General features: G+C 58.4%; 23 protein-coding genes. 14 read left to right on the top strand and 9 right to left on the bottom strand.

All coding sequences use genetic code 11. The annotated features are described in order from the left end of the window. The first annotated feature begins 75 nt into the window (after nt 1–75). From cysE to BR48_RS0117685, 3 genes are all read left to right on the top strand, one after another. Nucleotides 76–900 carry a serine O-acetyltransferase gene (cysE, locus tag BR48_RS0117675; RefSeq protein WP_027232525.1) on the top strand — a complete coding sequence of 275 codons (825 nt, stop codon included), beginning with the start codon at nt 76–78 and terminating at the stop codon, nt 898–900. Between the two features lie 103 nt (nt 901–1,003). After that, on the top strand, nt 1,004–1,210 hold the full coding sequence (locus BR48_RS0117680; RefSeq protein ID WP_027232526.1) for a DUF3126 family protein: 207 nt from the start codon (nt 1,004–1,006) through the stop codon (nt 1,208–1,210). A 28-nt stretch (nt 1,211–1,238) separates the two neighbouring features. After that, complete coding sequence (locus tag BR48_RS0117685) at nt 1,239–1,766, top strand: gamma carbonic anhydrase family protein (protein ID WP_027232527.1); 528 nt, start codon at nt 1,239–1,241, stop codon at nt 1,764–1,766. Between the two features lie 53 nt (nt 1,767–1,819). Here the strand turns inward: BR48_RS0117685 and BR48_RS0117690 are convergent, their stop codons facing one another. The 3 genes from BR48_RS0117690 to BR48_RS0117705 form a co-directional block, all read right to left on the bottom strand. Then, a complete protein-coding gene (locus tag BR48_RS0117690) occupies nt 1,820–2,428 on the bottom strand; it encodes a transglutaminase-like cysteine peptidase (protein ID WP_027232528.1) in 609 nt (202 codons plus the stop codon). 400 nt (nt 2,429–2,828) lie between these two features. Further along, nucleotides 2,829–3,437 (bottom strand): PilZ domain-containing protein, encoded by a 609-nt coding sequence (locus tag BR48_RS0117700; RefSeq protein WP_027232530.1) that lies wholly within the window; start codon nt 3,435–3,437, stop codon nt 2,829–2,831. 147 nt (nt 3,438–3,584) lie between these two features. Further along, nucleotides 3,585–4,202, bottom strand: coding sequence for a PAS domain-containing protein (locus BR48_RS0117705; RefSeq protein ID WP_027232531.1), 618 nt, complete (start codon nt 4,200–4,202; stop codon nt 3,585–3,587). A 306-nt stretch (nt 4,203–4,508) separates the two neighbouring features. On the opposite strand from BR48_RS0117705, the gene BR48_RS24885 reads away from it, so the two are divergent. Together BR48_RS24885 and BR48_RS0117715 are read left to right on the top strand one after the other, a co-directional pair. Continuing rightward, on the top strand, nt 4,509–5,243 hold the full coding sequence (locus tag BR48_RS24885) for a rhomboid family intramembrane serine protease (RefSeq protein ID WP_036814811.1): 735 nt from the start codon (nt 4,509–4,511) through the stop codon (nt 5,241–5,243). A gap of 109 nt (nt 5,244–5,352) precedes the next feature. Then, the gene (locus BR48_RS0117715) at nt 5,353–5,784 is read left to right on the top strand and encodes a CBS domain-containing protein (protein ID WP_027232532.1); all 432 of its coding nucleotides are present in this window, start codon (nt 5,353–5,355) and stop codon (nt 5,782–5,784) included. A 6-nt stretch (nt 5,785–5,790) separates the two neighbouring features. Here BR48_RS0117715 and BR48_RS0117720 read toward each other — a convergent pair whose 3' ends face one another. The 3 genes from BR48_RS0117720 to folE all read right to left on the bottom strand — a co-directional run bounded on the left by BR48_RS0117720 (nt 5,791) and on the right by folE (nt 7,992). Further along, nucleotides 5,791–6,756: a patatin family protein gene (locus tag BR48_RS0117720; protein WP_027232533.1), complete on the bottom strand. Its 966-nt coding sequence runs from the start codon at nt 6,754–6,756 to the stop codon at nt 5,791–5,793. Between the two features lie 179 nt (nt 6,757–6,935). After that, nucleotides 6,936–7,352 carry a phosphoribosyl-AMP cyclohydrolase gene (hisI, locus tag BR48_RS0117725; RefSeq protein ID WP_027232534.1) on the bottom strand — a complete coding sequence of 139 codons (417 nt, stop codon included), beginning with the start codon at nt 7,350–7,352 and terminating at the stop codon, nt 6,936–6,938. Nucleotides 7,353–7,365: 13 nt separating this feature from the next. Continuing rightward, on the bottom strand, nt 7,366–7,992 hold the full coding sequence (folE, locus tag BR48_RS0117730; protein ID WP_027232535.1) for a GTP cyclohydrolase I FolE: 627 nt from the start codon (nt 7,990–7,992) through the stop codon (nt 7,366–7,368). A 267-nt stretch (nt 7,993–8,259) separates the two neighbouring features. Here folE and BR48_RS0117735 point away from each other — a divergent pair, with 267 nt between their 5' ends. The 4 genes from BR48_RS0117735 (at nt 8,260) to BR48_RS0117750 (ending at nt 12,108) form a co-directional block, all read left to right on the top strand. After that, nucleotides 8,260–8,706 carry an iron-sulfur cluster assembly scaffold protein gene (locus tag BR48_RS0117735; protein ID WP_027232536.1) on the top strand — a complete coding sequence of 149 codons (447 nt, stop codon included), beginning with the start codon at nt 8,260–8,262 and terminating at the stop codon, nt 8,704–8,706. An 8-nt stretch (nt 8,707–8,714) separates the two neighbouring features. Then, nucleotides 8,715–9,077 carry a membrane protein insertion efficiency factor YidD gene (yidD, locus tag BR48_RS0117740; protein ID WP_051615146.1) on the top strand — a complete coding sequence of 121 codons (363 nt, stop codon included), beginning with the start codon at nt 8,715–8,717 and terminating at the stop codon, nt 9,075–9,077. Between the two features lie 110 nt (nt 9,078–9,187). Next, complete coding sequence (gene thrS, locus BR48_RS0117745) at nt 9,188–11,176, top strand: threonine--tRNA ligase (protein WP_027232538.1); 1,989 nt, start codon at nt 9,188–9,190, stop codon at nt 11,174–11,176. 95 nt (nt 11,177–11,271) lie between these two features. Beyond that, on the top strand, nt 11,272–12,108 hold the full coding sequence (locus BR48_RS0117750; protein ID WP_027232539.1) for a lysophospholipid acyltransferase family protein: 837 nt from the start codon (nt 11,272–11,274) through the stop codon (nt 12,106–12,108). On the opposite strand, the gene BR48_RS24890 is transcribed toward BR48_RS0117750, so the two are convergent. Continuing rightward, nucleotides 12,105–13,145, bottom strand: coding sequence for a hypothetical protein (locus BR48_RS24890; RefSeq protein WP_081815934.1), 1,041 nt, complete (start codon nt 13,143–13,145; stop codon nt 12,105–12,107). The genes BR48_RS0117750 and BR48_RS24890 overlap by 4 nt on opposite strands. Nucleotides 13,146–13,270: 125 nt before the next feature. Here BR48_RS24890 and BR48_RS0117760 point away from each other — a divergent pair, with 125 nt between their 5' ends. Then, the gene (locus BR48_RS0117760; protein ID WP_027232540.1) at nt 13,271–13,852 is read left to right on the top strand and encodes a nitroreductase; all 582 of its coding nucleotides are present in this window, start codon (nt 13,271–13,273) and stop codon (nt 13,850–13,852) included. 11 nt (nt 13,853–13,863) lie between these two features. Here BR48_RS0117760 and BR48_RS0117765 read toward each other — a convergent pair whose 3' ends face one another. Together BR48_RS0117765 and BR48_RS0117770 are read right to left on the bottom strand one after the other, a co-directional pair. After that, nucleotides 13,864–14,736: a CoA ester lyase gene (locus BR48_RS0117765; protein ID WP_027232541.1), complete on the bottom strand. Its 873-nt coding sequence runs from the start codon at nt 14,734–14,736 to the stop codon at nt 13,864–13,866. Then, nucleotides 14,736–15,191: a MaoC family dehydratase gene (locus BR48_RS0117770; protein WP_027232542.1), complete on the bottom strand. Its 456-nt coding sequence runs from the start codon at nt 15,189–15,191 to the stop codon at nt 14,736–14,738. The genes BR48_RS0117765 and BR48_RS0117770 overlap by 1 nt, the downstream gene beginning before the upstream one ends. Before the next feature lie 162 nt (nt 15,192–15,353). On the opposite strand from BR48_RS0117770, the gene BR48_RS0117775 reads away from it, so the two are divergent. The 4 genes from BR48_RS0117775 (at nt 15,354) to BR48_RS0117790 (ending at nt 20,364) form a co-directional block, all read left to right on the top strand. Further along, the gene (locus tag BR48_RS0117775; protein WP_027232543.1) at nt 15,354–16,502 is read left to right on the top strand and encodes a DUF2336 domain-containing protein; all 1,149 of its coding nucleotides are present in this window, start codon (nt 15,354–15,356) and stop codon (nt 16,500–16,502) included. A 289-nt stretch (nt 16,503–16,791) separates the two neighbouring features. Next, on the top strand, nt 16,792–18,042 hold the full coding sequence (locus tag BR48_RS0117780) for a 3-methyl-2-oxobutanoate dehydrogenase (2-methylpropanoyl-transferring) subunit alpha (RefSeq protein ID WP_027232544.1): 1,251 nt from the start codon (nt 16,792–16,794) through the stop codon (nt 18,040–18,042). Nucleotides 18,043–18,045: 3 nt separating this feature from the next. Next, nucleotides 18,046–19,059: an alpha-ketoacid dehydrogenase subunit beta gene (locus BR48_RS0117785; protein WP_027232545.1), complete on the top strand. Its 1,014-nt coding sequence runs from the start codon at nt 18,046–18,048 to the stop codon at nt 19,057–19,059. Nucleotides 19,060–19,068: 9 nt separating this feature from the next. Next, nucleotides 19,069–20,364, top strand: a complete 1,296-nt coding sequence (locus BR48_RS0117790) for a dihydrolipoamide acetyltransferase family protein (RefSeq protein ID WP_027232546.1) — start codon at nt 19,069–19,071, stop codon at nt 20,362–20,364. The last annotated feature ends 3 nt before the right edge of the window (nt 20,365–20,367 follow it).

The following is a 20,367-nucleotide window of genomic DNA, read 5'->3' on the forward strand; positions in this document are numbered from 1 at the left end:
GGCGTGTCAAGGAAACACTTTTGCCTTATGCTTCACCAACGAGCATAAAAATTGGCCGAATGCTGGAGTTAGGAAATGCCATCAAGCAGTCCGATAAAGATGACCGGTTCAGTACAGCAGATGGACCCGATCTGGCATGCAATCCGGGCGGAAGCGGAAGAGACCGTCCGTAACGAGCCGTTGCTTTCCACGTTCCTCTATTCGACGATCTTGAATCACCAGTCGCTCGAAGAAGCGGTTATCCACCGTATATCGCAGCGCCTCGACCATCCCGATATGGAATCCGAACTGCTGCGCCAGACCTTCACCACCATGCTGGAGGCCAATCCGGCATGGTCGCAAGTGCTGCGCGTCGATATCCAGGCCGTCTATGATCGTGACCCTGCTTGCACACGCTTCATTGAGCCTGTGCTCTATTTCAAGGGCTTCCAGGCCATTCAGACGCATCGCCTCGCCCATTGGCTGTGGAAGGAAGGGCGCATCGATTTTGCCCTTTATCTGCAAAGCCGCTCGTCATCGGTGTTTCAGACCGATATTCATCCGATGGTGCCGATGGGCCAGGGCGTGTTCTTCGATCATGCAACCGGCATTGTCGTCGGCATGACGGCTGTGATCGAGGATAATGTCTCCATCCTGCAAAACGTGACGCTAGGCGGTACGGGCAAGGAGTCGGGCGACCGCCATCCGAAGATTCGCAACGGCGTGCTGATCGGCGCCGGCGCCAAGATTCTCGGCAATATCGAGATTGGTCACTGCTCAAAGGTTGCCGCGGGTTCCGTGGTTCTGAAGCCGGTTCCGCATAATGTCACCGTCGCAGGCGTGCCCGCACGCGTTGTCGGCGAGACCGGTTGCGCCGAGCCTTCACGCGCCATGGACCAGCTCATAACAAACTTCGACTAAGCGGAAACACAGGTCTCGACGCGGCACGTGGCAGCAATCAGCCCTTTACACGGCTGACTTCTGCGTGCCAAAAGCGCTCAAGCAAATACGACAGGAGACCCCAGTGAAACCCGAAGAACTGAAAAAACTCGACAGCTATTTCAAGCGCACGTTCCGGAACATGGACCTCACTGTCAAGGCACGCCCGCGCAAGGACGATTCCGCCGAGCTTTACATCGGTGAAGAATTTCTCGGCCTCATTTACAAGGATGAGGACGAAGGCGAGCTCTCCTACAATTTCTCCATGGCAATCCTGGAGATGGATCTCTGATCCATCCAACGTTCGGTAAGGAGCATCCATGCCGATATTCAACCTGGATGGACACGAACCTCAGTTCGAGCGCCGCAGTTCGAACTGGATCGCGCCGGACGCCACGATCATTGGCAAGGTGTTTCTCGGCGAGGACGCTAGCATCTGGTTCGGCGTGGTTTTGCGCGGCGACAACGAACTCATCCACGTCGGGCGCGGTTCCAATGTCCAGGAACACGTCGTCATGCACACCGACATGGGCTTTCCCCTGACGATCGGCGAGGGCTGCACGATCGGGCATCGCGCCATGCTGCATGGCTGCACCATCGGCGACAATTCGCTGATAGGCATCGGAGCGATCGTGCTGAATGGCGCCAAGATTGGCAAGAATTCACTCGTCGGCGCTGGCGCTCTTGTCACCGAACGCAAGGAATTTCCCGATAATTCGCTGATTGTGGGTTCGCCCGCCAAAGTGATCCGCACTCTGGACGATGCCGCGATTGAGAGTTTGACGCTGTCGGCCCTTCACTATGTGGAAAACGGCAAGCGCTTCATGCGCGGCATGGAGATCGCCTGACACAAGAAGACCGGCTCCGCTGAAGGAGCCGGCGTTCTGCGTCGAGGTGTCGGTTATTGCTCGATGCTGCCGACCAGGACCTGGCGGTCGTCGTTGATCGAAACCCATGCACCGGTATTGTTCGTCGCCTGGCGCTTCAGGTAGTCATAGCTCGTTTCACTCCATGCCTTGATGCGCGGCTCCAAATTGTCGAGAACATAGTCGCCGCGATCGGTGCGGACCGTCAGCACCGCATGGCCTTCGCCATTCATCTGCCGCACGACGGTGATGAGGAGATCGCTCAGCGGGACGCCAGCCTCATTGATGAGTTTGCGTTTCAAAAGAACGTAGTCCTCGCAATCGCCCTTGGTTGTCGGGTAGGACCAGACCTCGGCCTTTCCCCACATATCCATGTCCGTCGCAGGTTCGATCTTGGCGTTGACGCTGCTGTTGACCTGCACGAGTAGCGCCCATGTCTTCGACGTCAGCGCAACGGGCTGCTGATTGCTGCTCTTGATGTTGCACTCATTCTTGTAGGTCTGGCAAAATTCGTAATGCCCGATCGGCTGCGATGTGCGTGAGCCGGTCTTCATGAACGGCGCATTGGAACTGACTGGATCTGCGCTAGCTGCCAGGCAGGAAGCCAACAGCGCTACTCCAACCAAGATTGTCTTTTTTATCATACCGTCGTCTCCCCGGTTGAGACGACAATGACAGAGAGAGTTTGATCGACCGGAAATGCATGTGAGTAAATATGAATCAAATCGGTAGCAAAAAATAAACGAATTTGACTATAACCATGTATTAAGTTTTATTATTGTTTTATTTAAAGTAGATTATAAATGAAATTTCGAAAGTATAATAGAATTAAACATCGGTTATTGTGAGAAGAGCGTGATTGAAAATCGATTAATATGTTCGGGAAAGGGCTCAGGCCAGCGCCGTGAACAGGCCGCAATCTCGCCAATGATGTTCACCGATGATGAACCATATCGGTAGAATTGTTTGCAGGGCAGGTCAAAATGATCGTTGTGCACACGCGGAATGCCGCGCTCCATTAGCCGTCAGATTGAGGAAATGAACTCAGTGCTCGAGCGCCAAGCCAATGGTATCACGGCTCTGCACCGTGGCAAATTCGATGGCGATGCCTTCTTCGAAATGCCGGACGACCCGGCCACGCATCGTCCCGAGCACGACCTCGCTGTTGAGGGCAGGGCGTATGCGAATTTCCACGGCAGCGCCGGAGATCGACAGGTCGATGATGCGGCAGGGGTACTGGCGCCCGTCGGCCATGGAAAGCGTGCTGATCGGATTGCGCGGCGCAACACGCTGGTGGCGGCGGTCTTCCGGCATGTCGAGTTCATGCTTGTTGGTAAGCCAGGTCAACTGCGCCGCGATTTTGTTCTTCTTGCGGTCGGACGCCACAAGGGAGATCAGAAAGCCGCCACGCACCGCGCGCTCGACCGTACCTTCAATCCGACCGATGTGATCGATGTAGGCGATGACGCGCTCGCCATTATGCGCCATGACATCCGTGGTTAGGATGGCATTGCCGGGTGACATTTCCTCAATCTGGCAGGCGTGCTCGGTCCGGTCTTCGAGCATGAAGCGGCCATAAAGCTGCACCTTCACACTGAAGAATTTGCCCGTGGCGGCAGGGCTATGGCTCGGAACGTCACGGTGGAGTTGCATAAAGGTGTCCAGATGGCGGAATCTAGGAGGTGGGTGGTGCTCATAGACTAGGACACAAGTCTTAATGCCAAGGTAACAACAACTGGTGGTTGCTCATAAATTGCTAACCTCGCCCATTAACGGAGCGAACCGCGAAAGTAGAAATTGCTACGACTTGATCCTGCCGCCTTCGATGACGCGCAGATGCCCGACCTTTCGACTAACCAGTGTGCGCGAGGCGGAAAGCGGGATAGCTGCCTCCGGCGCTATGCCCAAATCAGCCTCGTGCCGGGTTTGGCGCGGGTCCACAAGGGAGACCGTTTGGATGTGATTTTCAACTATTGCATCGGATTCAAGCCAGAATGGCCGGCCGACGATTGTGATTATTCCCATGAGATGACGTTCGTTTGCCTCGCTGGCGAGCGGCAGAAGGACGAACTTGAACAAGGTCTTGCGGCCGCGTGTGCTGCGGCCCTCACAGTCGATCTGAACCGCCGTCTTGCTTGTCATGCAATTTTTGACGAGGCGCAGGATGCTGTTGCGATCTTTGGGCTGCCATAGTGACGCAAAGGGCTGGCGGCCGAGTTCCTTGCCGTAAATCGCACAAATGCGGGTGCCGGCCAGCCGGAAACGGGGTTCGCCCGACCCACTCGACTGCAGGATGAACGTGTCTGGAAGCCGTGCGCCGAGGGCAGCCGGTACAATTTCCCGTCGCTCAGGAGCCGCGCGCGGTCCGCGCAGCCTGTCCCAATAGGCGAAAAGCCTGCCAATATCATCGTGCCGCATGAGATCGATTTTCCGGACGCCGAAGCGATTCTGCTTCTGTCCGCCTGACTCTGACAGGCGCCCTTGAAAGGTGCTACCTGGGAAGTGGCAAGGTCCACCGCGGCTGGCAATTAACGTTAACAATTGGTTTCGATTGAGCGCTGGCTCCGTCTGTGAGACAAAGACCCCATTGGAGATTGCAGATACGAATGCTCATGAAACTTACGGCCGCTCGCTTCCAGCTGAGCGGCCTTTTCTTTTGGTGCTTGCCTTGGCGATGCGCCCCGAACCGGATAGCTTGCCCCGGAAACAATAACGAGGCGGTGCATGAGCGAGCGTGGGGACATCCGAAAAAACACCACCGGCCGCGAGCCCGTTTTCAATATTCCTGGCATCATTCTCGCCATCATGGGCTTGTGCGCGCTCGTCTATATCGCCGAGGCATATGTCCTTGATGAGCAGCAGGCCGACACTCTCCTGTTGAATTTTGCCTTCATTCCCGCACGCTTCTCGCAATATGGCGGGTTCTATTCCCCCTCGGCCTGGCTGACGATGGTTACCTATTCGTTCATGCATGGCAGCTTCGCCCATATTGCGCTCAACATGATCTGGCTTGCCGCATTCGGCTCGCCGTTGGCCGCCCGCATAGGGCCCTTGCGCACAACATTGTTCTGGATTGCCACGGCCGTTGCGGCCGTCCTGACCCATTTTGCCGTCTATCCCGACAGCATGACGCCGCTCGTCGGTGCCTCAGGTGCGGTTTCGGGAATGATGGGCGCGGCCGCCCGCTTCGGTTTTCGTCGGTCGGACTCGCGCAATTCCGCAGCATTCGTCGGCGATATCCTGCCCATCAGCGTTGCCCTGCGCATGCGCTCGGTCATTGTGTTCCTGGGCGTCTGGTTCGTTACGAACATAGTCACGGGCCTGCTTTCCGTCGGGGTGGACAATTCTGCGACAATCGCATGGGAAGCTCATATTGGCGGCTTTCTGGTGGGTTTTTTCGGCATATCCCTGTTTGACAGGCCTGATCGTGGTCGTACGGACGTAGATCTGTTGGTATAATTGCTCAGTAGTTGCAATAAGCGCGACTTACGCGCACGATGAACCTAGACCATCGGATGTAATTGGGGGATTTCGGCGGTCGAATGTCGATTGTGCAAGGAGGATGTACATGACAGTCAAAATGATACTCGAACGCAAGGGTTACGACGTCTTCAATACGAATCCGGAGACCACCCTCGGCCAAGCGGTCGCCATGCTTGCCCAACACAAGATTGGTGCGATTGTCGTCTGCAATGACAAGAGAGCGATAAAGGGCATTCTTTCCGAGCGCGACGTGGTGCGGGCGATTGCCGCGGAAGGCGCCGATGCACTGGCGAAGCCCATTTCGGAGATCATGACCGTCAAGGTCAGCGTGTGCAGCGAACGCCACACGGTCAATCAGGTCATGGAGATGATGACGCGCGGACGCTTCCGCCACCTTCCGGTCGAGAAAGACGGGCAGTTGCACGGGCTTGTGTCGATTGGTGACGTCGTGAAGCTTCGTATCGAAGAGGTCGAGCGCGAATCCGAAGAGATTCGCAGCTACATCGCAACGGCTTGAAAAGGCTTAGAACACCAGCTTCTGCATGCGCTCGAGTTCACCGAGACGCGCCATGGTCTCTTCATAGCCGAGTTTGATCGCTTCGTCTGCGCGATGAAACTCGGCGAGGCCGACATGGCCGATTTTCGGCAGGAGCGCGATATCAGGTGGATCGCCCGCCATACGCGCCCGCGAGATGCGGTCCTGGATGATGTTGAATGCCTCCATCATCACGCCGGTAATTCCGAGCCGCTTGGAAGCTGGACGGCTTGCTGCAATTTCGCCGTCGCCCCTCGCCGAGATAGGACCCTCTGCCGCGTGCTTGATGACCGCAGCGCGTCCGAACTGATCGTAGTGCAGGTTGACCGCCACGACGAGCGGTTGCTCATGTGCGCGGCACACCGATACCGGCACCGGATTGACCAATGCGCCATCAACCAGGGTGCGGCCATTGCAATCCACCGGCTCGAACACGCCGGGGAGGGCATAGGAGGCGCGCATCGCCGTAATCAGGCTTCCGCGTGTAAGCCAGATTTCGTGGCCTGTGTTGATTTCGGTACAGACGGCGATGAAGGGCTTGCTGAGTTCTTCGATCGAAAGCTCTTCGAGGTGGTCGCGTAACCGCCTGTCGAGTTTCATGCCGCCGAACAGGCCATTGCCTCGGAACCGCAGGTCGAGCAGGCTGAAAATGCCGCGCTTGGTCAAGCTGCGGGCAAAATCCTCGAGCTGGTCGAGCTTGCCGGCGAGATAGCAGCCACCGACGAGAGCGCCGATCGAGGTTCCGGCGATCATGGAAATCTCGATGCCGGCCTCGTCGAGCGCACGAAGTACACCGATATGCGCCCAGCCGCGCGCCGCGCCGCCGCCCAGCGCCAGGGCAATGGGTGTCTTCCGCTCTCGCGGCTGCTCTGGTGCGATCAACTGCACGCCCGGGCTATCACTGATGCCGATTGATTCTGCTGCGCGCAACCGGCGCGATGCCCATTCGAGCATGGCACACACTCCTGACGTCGTACTGGCTCATTATCCCTCTGCATTGGTATCCAAAGGATAAATATTGCGGAATTGTGACCCCTTAGCCAACCAAGGAAATAGGATTACAAAGGTCGATAATGGCGGTTACGAGGCATAGAGGGTATCGCGGCCATATTGGCCCTATGGCTAAGTAGGCTCTACTTTGTCTCTAACTGCATTACCAATGCGGATGTTCCATTTGCGGTCACCACCTGACGATAGAAGCAGGAACGGCGACCCGTATGACATGTCGGGCCATCGCCGGCGACCCGGACCTTGAGCCAAAGCGCGTCCTGGTCGCAGTCAGTGTGCATCTCGATGACAGTCTGCAGATTTCCCGACGTTTCGCCCTTTTTCCACAGCGTGCCGCGTGAACGCGACCAATAATGGGCAATGCCTGTCTCAAGGGTAAGGCGCAACGCCTCAGCATTCATATGCGCAACCATCAACAGCTGGCCATCGCCTATATCGGTAACGATGGCGGTGATCAGCCCGGACGCGTCGAAGCGCGGTGCGAACACCGCGCCCTCTTCGTTCTGATGTTTGTCAGCGAGCGGTTCCGAGAAGTCAGTCATAAACGTGACCGGACTATCGGCCTTTGACGAGTGTCATGAACCGGACTTGTTCGTTGACATCGGACTTGTAGGTGCCGGTGAAGGTGGTCGTGGTCGTCGTCGAACCGGACTTGCGGATTCCGCGCATCGACATGCACATGTGTTCAGCTTCGATCATCACGGCAACGCCACGCGGCTGCAGCGAATTCTGAATGGCATTGGCAATCTGCGCGGTCATGCTCTCCTGCGTCTGTAGGCGGTGTGCATAAATATCAACGACGCGGGCGATCTTGGAAAGGCCAACGACCTTCTCGCCATCAGGCAGGTAGGCAACGTGGGCTTTGCCGACGATCGGTACCATATGGTGCTCGCAATGCGAGAAGAACGGGATGTCCTGAATGAGAACAATATCCTCGTAGCCGGCGATTTCCTCGAACGTGCGGCCGAGGACCTCGGCCGGATCCTGTCCATAACCGGAAAACAGTTCCTTGTAGGATTTGGCGACACGTTCCGGCGTGTCGAGCAATCCTTCGCGGTCGGGATTGTCGCCGGCCCACAGCAACAGAGTACGCACTGCGTCTTCAGCTTCCTGTTGAGTGGGGCGTTTCGAATTGTCCTGCTTGGCCGTTGCCGACTGCAAGTTCTTAATTACCGCATCCATCGCGATCTCCCGTAGCCGCCCTCAAAGGAGCGACGAGTTAAACGGCAATACACGATAGTCGTTCTGGCGAACGGACGGTGTATTGAAGCTAGCATTGACGGATTTGCCAACGCCACCAGCATGTTATCGAAAGAGAGAATTTAATCTATTCGACTTTGTGCTGGCCTACTCACATACTATATAGAGATCGAGTATGGAATTCATAGGGTAAAACGATACGGATTGACGCAATTGCGATGAACACTGTGTCGAGGACAGGCATCCATCATGATCAATGACGTTTATAACGGGCGGATTCTAGAATTCGCCGGGAATATTCAACGGGTTGGCCGCCTTGCAGATCCCGATGCCACCGCGACAGCACATTCGAAACTGTGTGGCTCGACGGTTATCGTTGATTTGAAGATGAAGGATGGCGTTGTCTCCGATTTTGCCCATGACGTTCGTGCCTGCGCCCTGGGCCAGGCCTCGTCTTCAATCATGGCGCGACATGTCATCGGCGCGACGGCGCAGGAATTGCGCGAGGTCCGCGATATGATGTTCCGGATGCTCAAGGAAAACGGATTACCGCCCGAGGGTCGCTTCGAGGACCTGAAGTTTCTCGAACCCGTGCGTGACTACAAAGCGCGCCACAACTCCACCATGCTGACATTCGACGCGGTCGTCGATTGCATCAACCAGATCGAAAAGAAGACCGCAGAGGCTGCGGCCTGACCAGCGCCATGTGCGACCAAAAGCTGCGCGATCAAACGCGACCGTCATCCCGCTATAGCAGGAACTGGAACGGAGCCTGGCGAAAAACGCCCGGCCGTCTGCTCGGAACCGGTTTGGTGAGGCTTTACCAGCTCACCCTGTCCGGCTTCATCGGGAATTCCTGCCGCCACCTGCCGACCTGTTCGGAATACGCCTACGAGTCGATTGCGCGCCATGGACTGTGGTCGGGCAGCTGGATGGGTCTTTTCCGGCTGATGCGCTGCGGACCAGGCGGAACCCATGGCCTCGATCCCGTACCGACGACGCTCGAAAGCCGCTATGTCTGGTACATGCCCTGGCGCTACTGGGCGATCGCCTCACGCAAAAGCTGAGGGGTACTTTACGCCAGCCGAAACAGGCTTTAGAAGTCCGCTCGCCGGCAGGAAGTCCGGTTGTTCAACACCACCCGCAATCGTTGGCGGGACTGGATAGGAGTGGTTATATGTCCGAGGCAGTTGCCAAGACTGTGTCCCTGCGTTTCCCCGATGGCTCCCAGCGCGACTACGACGCTCATCTGACCGGGACGGAACTTGCAGAATCGATTTCCAAATCACTGGCGAAAAAGGCGGTCGCTTATGCGGTCGACGGCGTCGTGCGCGATCTTTCCGATCCGCTGCAAAAGGGCGGTGCGGTCGAGATCCTGACGCGCGACGATCCGCGCTCGCTCGAACTTATCCGGCATGATTGTGCCCACGTCCTTGCCGAAGCTGTCCAGGAATTGTTTCCCGGCACTCAGGTCACCATCGGCCCCGTCATCGAAAACGGATTCTACTACGACTTCGCCAAGAACGAGCCGTTCACGCCCGACGACCTGCCGGTGATCGAGAAGAAGATGCGGGAGATCATTGCCCGCAACAAGCCGTTCACCAAGGAAGTCTGGTCGCGCGAGAAGGCCCGCAAGGTTTTTGCCGAGAAGGGCGAGGCCTACAAGGTCGAGCTCGTCGATGCCATTCCCGAGGGCCAGGATCTGAAGATCTATGCGCAGGGCGATTGGTACGATCTCTGCCGCGGCCCGCACATGGCCTCGACAGGCCAGATCGGAAATTCGTTCAAGCTGATGAAGGTGGCGGGCGCCTACTGGCGCGGAGACAGCAACAATCCAATGCTGAGCCGCATTTATGGAACGGCCTTTGCCAACGACACCGATCTCAACGCCTATCTCCACATGCTGGAGGAGGCCGAAAAACGCGACCACCGCCGTCTTGGCCGGGAAATGGACCTCTTCCATTTTCAGGAAGAGGGGCCGGGGGTTGTATTCTGGCATCCGAAGGGATGGCGCATGTTCCAGAACCTCGTCAGCTATATGCGCCGCCGTCTCGACAGCCATGGCTACAGCGAAGTCAATGCTCCGCAGGTGCTCGACAAGTCGCTGTGGGAGACGTCAGGTCACTGGGGTTGGTACCGCGACAACATGTTCAAGGTCACGGTTGCCGGCGATGAAACGGACGATGAGCGCGTTTTCGCGCTGAAGCCGATGAACTGCCCGGGTCACGTGCAGATTTTCAAGCATGGCTTGAAATCTTACCGCGATCTGCCGGTAAAACTTGCGGAATTCGGCAATGTGCATCGCTACGAACCTTCCGGAGCGCTGCATGGCTTGATGCGCGTTCGCGGCTTTACCCAGGATGATGCCCACATTTTCTGCACCGACGAGCAGATGGAGGCCGAGTGCCTGCGCATCAACGACCTTATCCTGACGACCTATGCCGATTTCGGCTTCGAGGGCATTACGGTGAAGCTGTCGACGCGTCCCGACAAGCGCGTCGGGTCGGATGAGCTTTGGGACCGCGCCGAAGCTGTGATGAGCAAGGTGCTCAACACGATCGAGGCGCAGTCGGGCGGCAAGATCAGGACGGCGATCAATCCGGGTGAGGGCGCATTCTACGGCCCCAAGTTCGAATACGTGTTGCGCGATGCCATCGGCCGCGACTGGCAATGTGGAACGACGCAGGTCGATTTCAACCTGCCGGAGCGCTTCGGCGCTTTCTATATCGACTCGACTTCGGAGAAGAAGCAGCCGGTAATGATCCACCGCGCTATCTGCGGTTCCATGGAACGGTTCCTCGGCATCCTGATCGAGAACTATTCCGGACACATGCCGCTGTGGTTTGCGCCAGTACAGGTCGTGGTGGCGACGATCACCTCCGAAGCGGACGATTACGGTGCGCAGGTCGCCAAGGAGTTGAAGGCAGCCGGCCTGCAGGTCATCACCGACTTCCGCAACGAGAAGATCAACTACAAGGTGCGCGAGCATTCCTTGCAGAAAGTGCCGGTCATTCTCGTCTGCGGTATGCGGGAAGCGGAAGAGCGTTCGGTCAATATGCGTCGCCTTGGCTCGCAGAACCAGGTGTCGCTGACGCTGGATGAAGCTATTGCGCAACTGACCGCCGAAGCAACACCGCCTGACTTGGCGCGACTTGCCGCGCAATAGGCTAAAAGTCGAAATATGACGGCGCGGTGACGTTCATCGCGCTGTCACATGATTACGAGAAAATTGTTCAAATTTGTTTCAGCCAAAGGTCTAACGTGCACTTTCCCGAACTCTCCTATGCCAATGACACCCAGTCGCGCCTGACCCAGTGGCTGATCCGGGCCATCGAGGGTATATCGGGCCGCAACTATTATGCGGGCCTCTATGATATCTGGCGCCGGGACATCGTGCCTGCCGGCATCGATGTCTTCTGCCGCATGATGGATCTGATCAATGTCCGGCTGGACGTTCAGGACCAGTGGCCGCCGCGCGATCTGCCGGATACGCCGCTCGTCATGATTGCCAATCACCCCCATGGCATTGGCGATGGTATCGCGGCTCTTGCACTCGCCGAGCAGCTTGGCCGGCCGTTTCGGGTGCTCATCAACAACGATCTCTTGAAGGTGCCGGAAATTCGCCCTTACGCCTTGCCGGTCTGTTTCAATGAAACCAAGGAAGCCATGGCAATGAACATGGCGACACGCCATGAGGCCGTGCGGCTTTTAAAGGAGGGCGTGACGATCGTCGTCTTTCCGGCGGGCGGCGTTGCAACTGCGCCCAAGGGTTTCGGGCGAGCCGAAGACCTGCCGTGGAAGATATTTCCCGCCAAGCTCGTGCAGCAGGCCAAGGCGTCGGTGATACCTGTCTATTTCGGCGGTCAGAACGGCCGTGTCTTCCACCTTGCCAGCAAGGTGTCGATGACGCTGCGCATTTCGCTGCTCATTCGTGAATTCCGGCGCCTATCGGGAAAATCCATCGAAGCGCACGTCGGCAGGATTATCGGCTGGGACGAATTGAAGGGTCTCGAGGACCGCAAGCAGATGCTCGAATACCTCTACAACGCCGTTTTCTCACTTGATCCCAAGTTCCGCCCGGCAACAAGCGCGCTCTAATCCAAGGGCTCTTCGCCATCTGCGGGTTGGCTGGCGCTGGTGGCGGTAGCTGCGCCTTCCGACGCGACGACTTCAACATCCTGGTTGCGGCCGGCGACGACCTTGAAGTCGCGCTGATAGATCTTGTCCTTATTCTTGGCGATGATGACATAGTCGCCCTCGGCCAGAACGATTGACGCAAACGCGCCGACGCTTTCCCTAACGATATCGCCAGACGTGGTAAGCACGGACCAGGCCGTATCGGCCAACGCCTCGCCGCCTTGCTCGCGTACCAGCTTCAACGTCAGCTGCGCCGCCCTGTGCTCGACATTTGCCTCGGTGATCTTGCCGGCCTCGACACGGATATCGGCGCGGATCACGGCATTGGCCGTTCCATAATTGGAAACGATCTGGTAGGTGCCCGTGTTGAGACGCACGACCGAGTCCGGCTTCACATCGGGAATGATGAGCGCGCGCTCGCCGTTTGAATCTTCATGGTCTTCATAGATGGAGAAACGCAACTGATCCGGCGGAATGCGACCGCCACCAGAAAGGACGGCATTGAGTTTGACGCCGCCGGCGTCAAGGATCATCGTCTCCGAGCGTTTGGCGCGCGTCATGGTGATGCGCTTGGTTGCGCCAGCGCGCCCAAACGCAACATGCACGAGATAGCTGCCGGGTGCGAGGTTGAAAGAGGTCGTGCCACCCTTGGCTGTTGCAAGCAAGGCGAGCTTGCCGTCAGCACCGGGCTCGGGAGCGAAGACGCGCCAAACCAATCCGCGGCTGATGGCGCCGCCATCGTCGGAAAGCTTGGCCGAAAGCATGAGTTCGGGTTCGTTGGCCAGCGGGTTGTTGGCGGGAGCCTTGGGATTGGCATATTCGCGCAGATTGGGAATCGTTGGAAGTTCAACCGTCGGCGTCAGCGGCAGATCCGGCGCCAGGGCCTGGGCCAGTGCACCTGGAACATTGATCGCCAGGCCGGCAAACAGGATCGCGATGCGGACATGTCCGCATTTGAAAGCTTTCCGCCCCACCGGGGAATTATTGGCTGCACCCATGTGATGGTTTGATCCGAAGCCGATGGCAATTTCAAGGCTTTTTCGCTATGCCGCACCTTTACTTGGCCCGAGAAACCACCACATTGTCGGCGCATCGCAAAAGCAGGATCATTATGGATACATCTGTGCCCCACTCCGTCATCGAATTCTTGTCGACGCGCAGCTCGACGCCCATTTCAGCGATCGGGCTTCCGGCTCCTTCCGATGGCGAGATCGAAACGATGATCCGCATAGCTTCGCGGGTACCCGACCATGGGCGCCTGACACCGTGGCGCTTCATCGTCTATCGCGGCGAAGCGCGCGAGCGGATTGGCACCTATCTTGCGGCCCTGGCCGAGGAGCGGGAGGGGCCGCTCACCGAACAGCGGCGCGAGCAGGAATTGAAACGCTTTGCTCGGGCGCCGCTGGTCATCGGCGTGATCTTCTCTCCGGTCGATCATCACATTCCTGAGTGGGAACAGTTTCTTTCCTCCGGCGCCGCCGCCATGAACCTTTCGCTGGCGGCAAATGCGCTCGGCTACGCAACGAACTGGATCAGCAACTGGTATGCTTCTGACGAGAAGGGCCGGGCCTTGCTGGGGCTGGCGCCGCATGAGCGTGTCGCCGGCTTCGTTCATATCGGGACCTGCGCCCAGAAAGTCCCGGAGCGTCCGCGGCCGGAGATAAAGGATATTCTTTCCGAATATTCCGGTCCCTGGGAGGGCTGAGACGGAAAGAATCAGGATGTTGACCTGGCACGGGCCAGAAGGCGCTCGGCGCGTTTGAGATGCGGCCGGTCGAACATCAACCCGTCAATGCCGATAACGCCTGCCGACGGTTCGGCCGCGAAGGCATCGACGATCTTCCGCGCCTGGGCGACGGCCTCCGCCGATGGCGTAAAGACTCTGTTGATGATGGGCACCTGCGCCGGGTGGATCGCTAGCTTCGCCGTAAAGCCGTCGCGCTCCGCCTCGGTGCATTCGCCTTCAAGGCCGGCATCGTCGCGGTAATTGATATAAACCGTATCGATGGCGGCGACGTCTGCGGCCGACGCGCCGAGGATGGTCACGGCGCGGGCGAGGCGAAACACGTCTGTATAGGCTCCGGCGTCGTTTCGCGGCGATCGTGCGCCGATTGCCGCCGATAGATCTTCAGCGCCCCAGCTGAGCCCCGCCAGACGGCCGGAACAGCCCGGATAACTGGCGGCAGAAAGCGTCCCGATGGCAGTTTCGGTTATGAGCGCAAGGATCTTCGTCGCCCCTTCTTCTGCGCCGCTGGTGGCTTCATGCACATTGAGCTTGGCGGAAAGACGCGTTACGTCCTTGCCGCTATTGGATTTTGGCAGGAGGATGCCTTCAGGCATGGCGGGCATCACCGCCGCGAGATCATCATCGGCAAGCCCGCTTGCAAGGTCGTTGATCCGTACGAAAAGCCGGGGCGTGTTTTCGGTCCGATGCGCCCGCAGGAATGCCGAGGCGATGTCGCGCGCCGCTTCCTTGCGGGCCGTGCCGACCGAATCCTCGAGATCGACGAGCAGGACGTCGGCGCCGCTTCCCAAGCCCTTTTCCAGCTTCTTTTCCGAGTCGCCGGGTACGAACAGAAGTGAGCGCATCAGGCCGCACCCTTCGATTTCATCATCGCCTGCCGCGTACATTTGGCGACGAGAATGCCGTGCTGGTTGAAGGCCCTGTGTTCGAATTCGACGATGCCGCGGTCAGGCTTGGACTTCGACCGGCGGACCGAGATGACCCGCGTTTCGACGCGCACGGTATCGCCATGAAAGAGCGGAGAGGGGAATGTCACGTCGGTCATGCCGAGGTTGGCAATGGTCGTTCCGACCGTCGTATCATTCACCGATATGCCGATCATCAGCCCCAGCGTGAACAGCGAGTTCACCAGCGGCTTTCCCCACTCGGTCTTCGAAGCGTAATCGAAATCGATATGGAGGGGCTGCGGGTTGAGCGTCATGACCGAGAAAAGCATGTTGTCGCTCTCGGTGACCGTCTTGCGCAGCGCATGCTGAAACACATGCCCGATCTCAAACTCTTCCAGATAAAGCCCGGCCATACGCCTCGCGTCTCCTCTATGTTTTTGCGAGAGACTAGGGCGGCCTGCTTGAGTTCGCAACCTGTCGCGTGGACATGCATGGTTAACGCGCATGGTGAACGGATCGTAAACTTTTTCCCTTTAGAGTTGTGTCCAATCAAGTGACTCGGGGGCGAAGACAGAATGTCCGTTCAGCATTATGTGAAGATGATCGACAATGCCTCGGTGGCGCAGCGCTGCCATGCGGCGGCTGCCTTGGCGCATATCTACTTGCAGCCCGACCTCGAATTCGACGAACGGCGCTCCACCGAAGCGGTGTTGACACTCTTGCTCGATGATCCTTCGCCGAAAGTTCGGCTTGCTCTTGCTGAAGCTTTTTCGACGAGCGCCCATGCGCCGGCTCACATCGTTGCCAGCCTCGCGCGTGACCAGATCGAGGTCGCAACCTATATTCTCGGCCGTTCCGTATTGTTGAGTGACGCCGACCTCATCGATTGCGTCGCCGGCGGCAGCGGCGAAGCGCAGCGCCTGGTGGCGGCGCGCGCCAAGGTTTCCTATCCGGTAAGCGCTGCCATTATCGAGATCGGCGAGGTTGAGGCGGTCGCAGCATTGCTTGCCAATAGCCAGGCGCAGATCGCCGACATAAGTTTTCGCAGGCTTGTCGAGCGCCTCGGCCATGTCGCGGAAATCAGGACGCTCCTGATTGATGACAACCGCCTTCCTGCCGATTGCCGGCATGCACTCGCAGTTCGTATCGCCGAAGCCCTGTGTCAGATGGATATGGTCATGGCTCTTATGGGGGAGCGCCGCGCAAAGCGCATCACCCGGGACGCCTGCGTGCGGGCATCCGTCAGTCTCGTCGCGGCAACGCGCATCGATGAATATCCGGCGCTTATCGAGCATCTGCAATTGCGCGGCGACCTGACCACCGCCTTCGTCATTCGGATTGTCGCTGCTGGAAAGATCGATTTCTTTGCCGCCGTTCTGGTTGCGCTCTCGGGTTACAGTCTCGGGCGCGTGCGCAGCCTCATCATCGATGGACGGCCGGCCGCGCTCGGCGCTTTGCTCAGTGCAGCGGGTTTGCCGGTCAGCACGCATCTTCCGTTAAAGGTGGCGCTCGAAGGCTGGCGTAACGTTGCCAACGGCAGACAGGACGTTGGTTCGCCCGAAATCATCCGTCGCATGATCGAGCATCTGGAGCCAATCGGTCGAGATGCGGGCACGTTTCCCGCCGCCGCAAATGATGATATGCTGTCTCTGCTCAAACGCATCCACCTCGATGCCATCCGGGAAAATGCGCGCGAACAGGTTCTCGCCATCACTGCCGCGTAGGACGTGAATGGAGCATCATCTGCATTTGATTGCAAAATCGCGGCCGCTTGCGAACGAATAGGCCGGCGGTCGTAACCCGAATTGAAGCATTGTTGCTTTTTTGCTCGGACGTGACGGCCCTTTGGGCCGCATCTGATGCATGGATGCCCAACCTTTTCAATATGATGTGATCGCACGTTGAAGCAAAGCACGATGCCGTATCTGGAGCCTGCTGTTTTAAGACAGTATTACTGACCTAATAATTCATGGTAGACTGCGTGGAAAATGTCAGTGGTTGGGAGGCGATGGCATGTCGAATGACGGTCCCCTTGGAGAATTTGGTCCTTTAAGCCTGCATGTGCCGGAGCCGGCCGTGCGGCACGGCGGCGAGCCGGACTTTTCGAATGTGAATATTCCGGAGGCTGGATCGGTCAGGCGGCCCGAGGTGGACGCCAATCCCGAGGATTTCCGCGATCTCGCCTTTTCGATCATCCGGGTTTTGACCCGCGATGGCGAGGCGGTCGGTCCGTGGGCCGGCATGCTGACCGACGAGCAACTCGTCGAGGGCTTGCGCCACATGATGACGCTGCGCACCTTCGATGCCCGCATGCAGATAGCGCAGCGGCAGGGAAAGACGTCCTTCTACATGCAGCATCTTGGTGAAGAAGCGGTAAGCTGTGCCTTTCGCAAGGCGCTTGCGCCTGGCGACATGAATTTCCCGACCTATCGCCAGGCAGGCCTGCTCATCGCGGACGACTATCCTATGGTCGAGATGATGTGCCAGATCTACTCGAACGAGCGTGATCCGCTGAAGGGGCGCCAGCTGCCGATCATGTATTCGTCGAAAGAGCATGGGTTCTTCTCGATCTCGGGCAACCTTGCGACGCAATATATCCAGGCGGTCGGCTGGGCCATGGCGTCTGCCATCAAGAACGACAGCAAGATTGCGGCAGCCTGGATTGGCGACGGCTCGACGGCCGAGTCGGATTTCCATGCCTCGCTGGTTTTCGCATCGACCTACAAGGCGCCAGTCGTCCTCAACATCGTCAACAATCAGTGGGCAATTTCCACCTTCCAGGGTATTGCGCGCGGCGGATCGGGTACATTTGCCGCGCGTGGCCTTGGCTTCGGCATCCCGGCCCTGCGCGTTGACGGCAATGACTATCTCGCGGTCTATGCGGTGGCGAAATGGGCGATCGAACGGGCGCGGCGCAATCTCGGTCCGACGCTTGTCGAATACGTTACCTATCGCGTCGGCGCGCACTCGACCTCGGATGATCCTTCCGCCTATCGACCCAAAACGGAATCCGATGCCTGGCCTCTCGGCGATCCGGTCATGCGGTTGAAGAATCACCTGATTTTGCGCGGCGCGTGGACTGAAGAGCGTCACAAGCAGACGGAAGCCGAAATCCTCGACACGGTTATTGCCGCGCAGAAGGAGGCTGAAGGCCACGGTACGTTGCATGCAGGCGGCAAGCCTTCGGCGCGCGATATGTTCGAGGGCGTATACGAAACCATGCCGCCGCATCTGCGTCGTCAGCGCCAGCAGGCAGGAGTCTGATCCATGGCCCGCAAAACGATGATCGAAGCCATCCGCGACGCGATGGATATCACCATGGAGCGCGACGATGACGTCGTCGTCTTCGGCGAGGATGTCGGCTTCTTCGGCGGTGTCTTCCGCTGTACGCAAGGGCTGCAGGCGAAGTACGGCAAGACACGCTGCTTCGATGCGCCGATCAGCGAGGCCGGTATCGTTGGCGCTGCGATCGGCATGGCCGCCTATGGCTTGAAGCCCTGCGTCGAGATCCAGTTCGCCGATTACGTTTATCCGGCATATGACCAGATCGTCTCCGAAGCAGCACGCTTGCGCTACCGGTCCAATGGCGGCTTTACCTGCCCCATCGTTATCCGCATGCCGACAGGCGGCGGCATCTTTGGAGGGCAGACGCATAGCCAAAGTCCGGAAGCTCTTTTCACGCATGTATCGGGCCTGAAGGTGGTGGTCCCGTCCAACCCGCACGATGCGAAGGGACTTCTCATATCCGCGATCGAGGATCCGGATCCGGTGATCTTCCTCGAGCCGAAACGCCTCTATAACGGACCGTTTGACGGCCACCATGATCGTCCCGTCACGCCGTGGTCCAAGCATGATCTCGGCGACGTGCCGGACGGTCATTATACTGTGCCGCTTGGCAAGGCTATCAAGCGGCGCGAGGGCAAACAGATGACGATCCTTGCCTACGGTACAATGGTCTATGTCGCAGAAGCTGCTGCCGAGGAGCACGGCATCGACGCCGAAATCATCGATCTTAGGACGCTGCTGCCGCTCGACCTCGAAACGATCGTCGAATCGGTCAGCAAGACGGGGCGCTGTGTCATAATTCACGAAGCGACCCTGACGTCCGGCTTTGGGGCGGAACTAGCAGCTCTGGTTCAGGAACACTGCTTCTACAAGCTGGAAGCGCCGGTTGCTCGCGTCGCCGGCTGGGATACGCCCTATCCGCATGCGCAGGAATGGGACTATTTCCCGGGTCCAGCGCGTGTCGGTCGCGCCCTTGTCGAAACGCTGGAAGGATAGGAGCAGAAGATGGGAGAATATGTCATCAAGCTGCCGGATGTCGGTGAAGGCGTTGCGGAGGCCGAACTCGTCGAATGGAACGTAAAGATCGGCGACCTCGTGCGCGAGGATACGGTGCTTGCCGCCGTCATGACCGATAAGGCAACCGTCGAAATTCCTTCGCCCGTGGATGGTGAAATCCTCTGGCTCGGCGGTGAAATCGGCGAGGTGATAGCCATCGGTTCGCCGCTGGTGCGCCTTAAGATTGAAGGTGAGGGTCATGCACCTGAACCGGCCAAGCCCGCCAAAAGCGAGGCTGCAGCCCCGCAGCCGGAAAAGAAGTCCGAACCGGCGAAGGCAGAGATAGAAAAGCCCAAGGCCAAGCCGGCAGCAGTCGCCGAGCCGCCCCGCGTGATGGCGCCGCCCGTCAGCGGAATTGCGCCGCGCGGCGAGGGCGAAAGGCCGCTCGCTTCGCCTGCAATCCGGCTGCGCGCCAGGGAAGCAGGCGTCGATCTGCGGCAGGTAAGTGGTACCGGGCCTGCCGGACGCATCACCCATGAGGATTTGGAGGCCTTCTTCGCCCGCGGCTCGCAGCGCCCCGGCGTTGCGGCGCTTGCTCCGGACAATTCCATCAAGGAGATCAAGGTTGTCGGTCTTCGGCGCAAGATTGCCGAGAAAATGGCGATCGCCAAGTCTCACATCCCGCACATTACCTATGTCGAGGAGATCGACGTCACCGCGCTCGAGGAACTACGCGCGACGCTCAATGCCAAGAAGCGCGCCGAGCAATCGAAGCTCACGATTCTTCCGTTCCTGATGCGGGCAATGGTCAAGGCCATCGCCGACCAACCAAACCTCAATGCGCTATATGACGACGAGGCCAACATCATCAACCAGTATGGCGGCGTTCACATTGGCATTGCGGCGCAGACCCCGAACGGGCTGGTGGTGCCGGTGGTGAAGCATGCTGAGGCGCGCACGCTCTGGGACTGCGCGGCTGAGGTCAATCTGCTTGCGGATGCCGCAAAGACGGGTTCTGCCACGCGCGAACAACTGACCGGCTCGACGATTACCATAACATCCCTTGGCAGCATGGGCGGCGTGGTGACGACCCCGGTTATCAACTATCCGGAGGTCGCGATCATCGGCGTCAACAAAATCATGGTGCGTCCGGTCTGGGACGGGACCAATTTCATTCCGCGCAAGATGATGAACCTGTCATCCAGTTTCGACCATCGCGTCATCGACGGCTGGGATGCCGCAGTTTTTATCCAGCGGATCAAGACGCTGCTCGAAACGCCTGCGCTGATCTTCGTGGAGGGCTGACCT

The organism is Phyllobacterium sp. UNC302MFCol5.2, assembly GCF_000686005.1.
GTDB lineage: Bacteria > Pseudomonadota > Alphaproteobacteria > Rhizobiales > Rhizobiaceae > Phyllobacterium > Phyllobacterium pellucidum.

Excerpts from the sequence above, each read along its gene's own strand:
- BR48_RS0117715 (WP_027232532.1), top strand. The coding sequence starts at position 5,353 with ATGACAGTCAAAATGATACTCGAACGCAAGGGTTACGACGTCTTCAAT.
- BR48_RS0117705 (WP_027232531.1), bottom strand. The coding sequence starts at position 4,202 with ATGCGGCACGATGATATTGGCAGGCTTTTCGCCTATTGGGACAGGCTG.
- BR48_RS0117700 (WP_027232530.1), bottom strand. The coding sequence starts at position 3,437 with ATGCAACTCCACCGTGACGTTCCGAGCCATAGCCCTGCCGCCACGGGC.
- yidD (WP_051615146.1), top strand. The coding sequence starts at position 8,715 with ATGTGCGACCAAAAGCTGCGCGATCAAACGCGACCGTCATCCCGCTAT.
- BR48_RS0117765 (WP_027232541.1), bottom strand. The coding sequence starts at position 14,736 with ATGCGCTCACTTCTGTTCGTACCCGGCGACTCGGAAAAGAAGCTGGAA.
- thrS (WP_027232538.1), top strand. The coding sequence starts at position 9,188 with ATGTCCGAGGCAGTTGCCAAGACTGTGTCCCTGCGTTTCCCCGATGGC.
- BR48_RS0117720 (WP_027232533.1), bottom strand. The coding sequence starts at position 6,756 with ATGCTCGAATGGGCATCGCGCCGGTTGCGCGCAGCAGAATCAATCGGC.
- BR48_RS0117690 (WP_027232528.1), bottom strand. The coding sequence starts at position 2,428 with ATGATAAAAAAGACAATCTTGGTTGGAGTAGCGCTGTTGGCTTCCTGC.
- BR48_RS0117775 (WP_027232543.1), top strand. The coding sequence starts at position 15,354 with ATGTCCGTTCAGCATTATGTGAAGATGATCGACAATGCCTCGGTGGCG.
- BR48_RS24890 (WP_081815934.1), bottom strand. The coding sequence starts at position 13,145 with ATGGGTGCAGCCAATAATTCCCCGGTGGGGCGGAAAGCTTTCAAATGC.
- BR48_RS0117785 (WP_027232545.1), top strand. The coding sequence starts at position 18,046 with ATGGCCCGCAAAACGATGATCGAAGCCATCCGCGACGCGATGGATATC.
- BR48_RS0117770 (WP_027232542.1), bottom strand. The coding sequence starts at position 15,191 with ATGGCCGGGCTTTATCTGGAAGAGTTTGAGATCGGGCATGTGTTTCAG.
- hisI (WP_027232534.1), bottom strand. The coding sequence starts at position 7,352 with ATGACTGACTTCTCGGAACCGCTCGCTGACAAACATCAGAACGAAGAG.
- BR48_RS0117735 (WP_027232536.1), top strand. The coding sequence starts at position 8,260 with ATGATCAATGACGTTTATAACGGGCGGATTCTAGAATTCGCCGGGAAT.
- folE (WP_027232535.1), bottom strand. The coding sequence starts at position 7,992 with ATGGATGCGGTAATTAAGAACTTGCAGTCGGCAACGGCCAAGCAGGAC.
- cysE (WP_027232525.1), top strand. The coding sequence starts at position 76 with ATGCCATCAAGCAGTCCGATAAAGATGACCGGTTCAGTACAGCAGATG.
- BR48_RS0117790 (WP_027232546.1), top strand. The coding sequence starts at position 19,069 with ATGGGAGAATATGTCATCAAGCTGCCGGATGTCGGTGAAGGCGTTGCG.
- BR48_RS0117780 (WP_027232544.1), top strand. The coding sequence starts at position 16,792 with ATGTCGAATGACGGTCCCCTTGGAGAATTTGGTCCTTTAAGCCTGCAT.
- BR48_RS24885 (WP_036814811.1), top strand. The coding sequence starts at position 4,509 with ATGAGCGAGCGTGGGGACATCCGAAAAAACACCACCGGCCGCGAGCCC.
- BR48_RS0117685 (WP_027232527.1), top strand. The coding sequence starts at position 1,239 with ATGCCGATATTCAACCTGGATGGACACGAACCTCAGTTCGAGCGCCGC.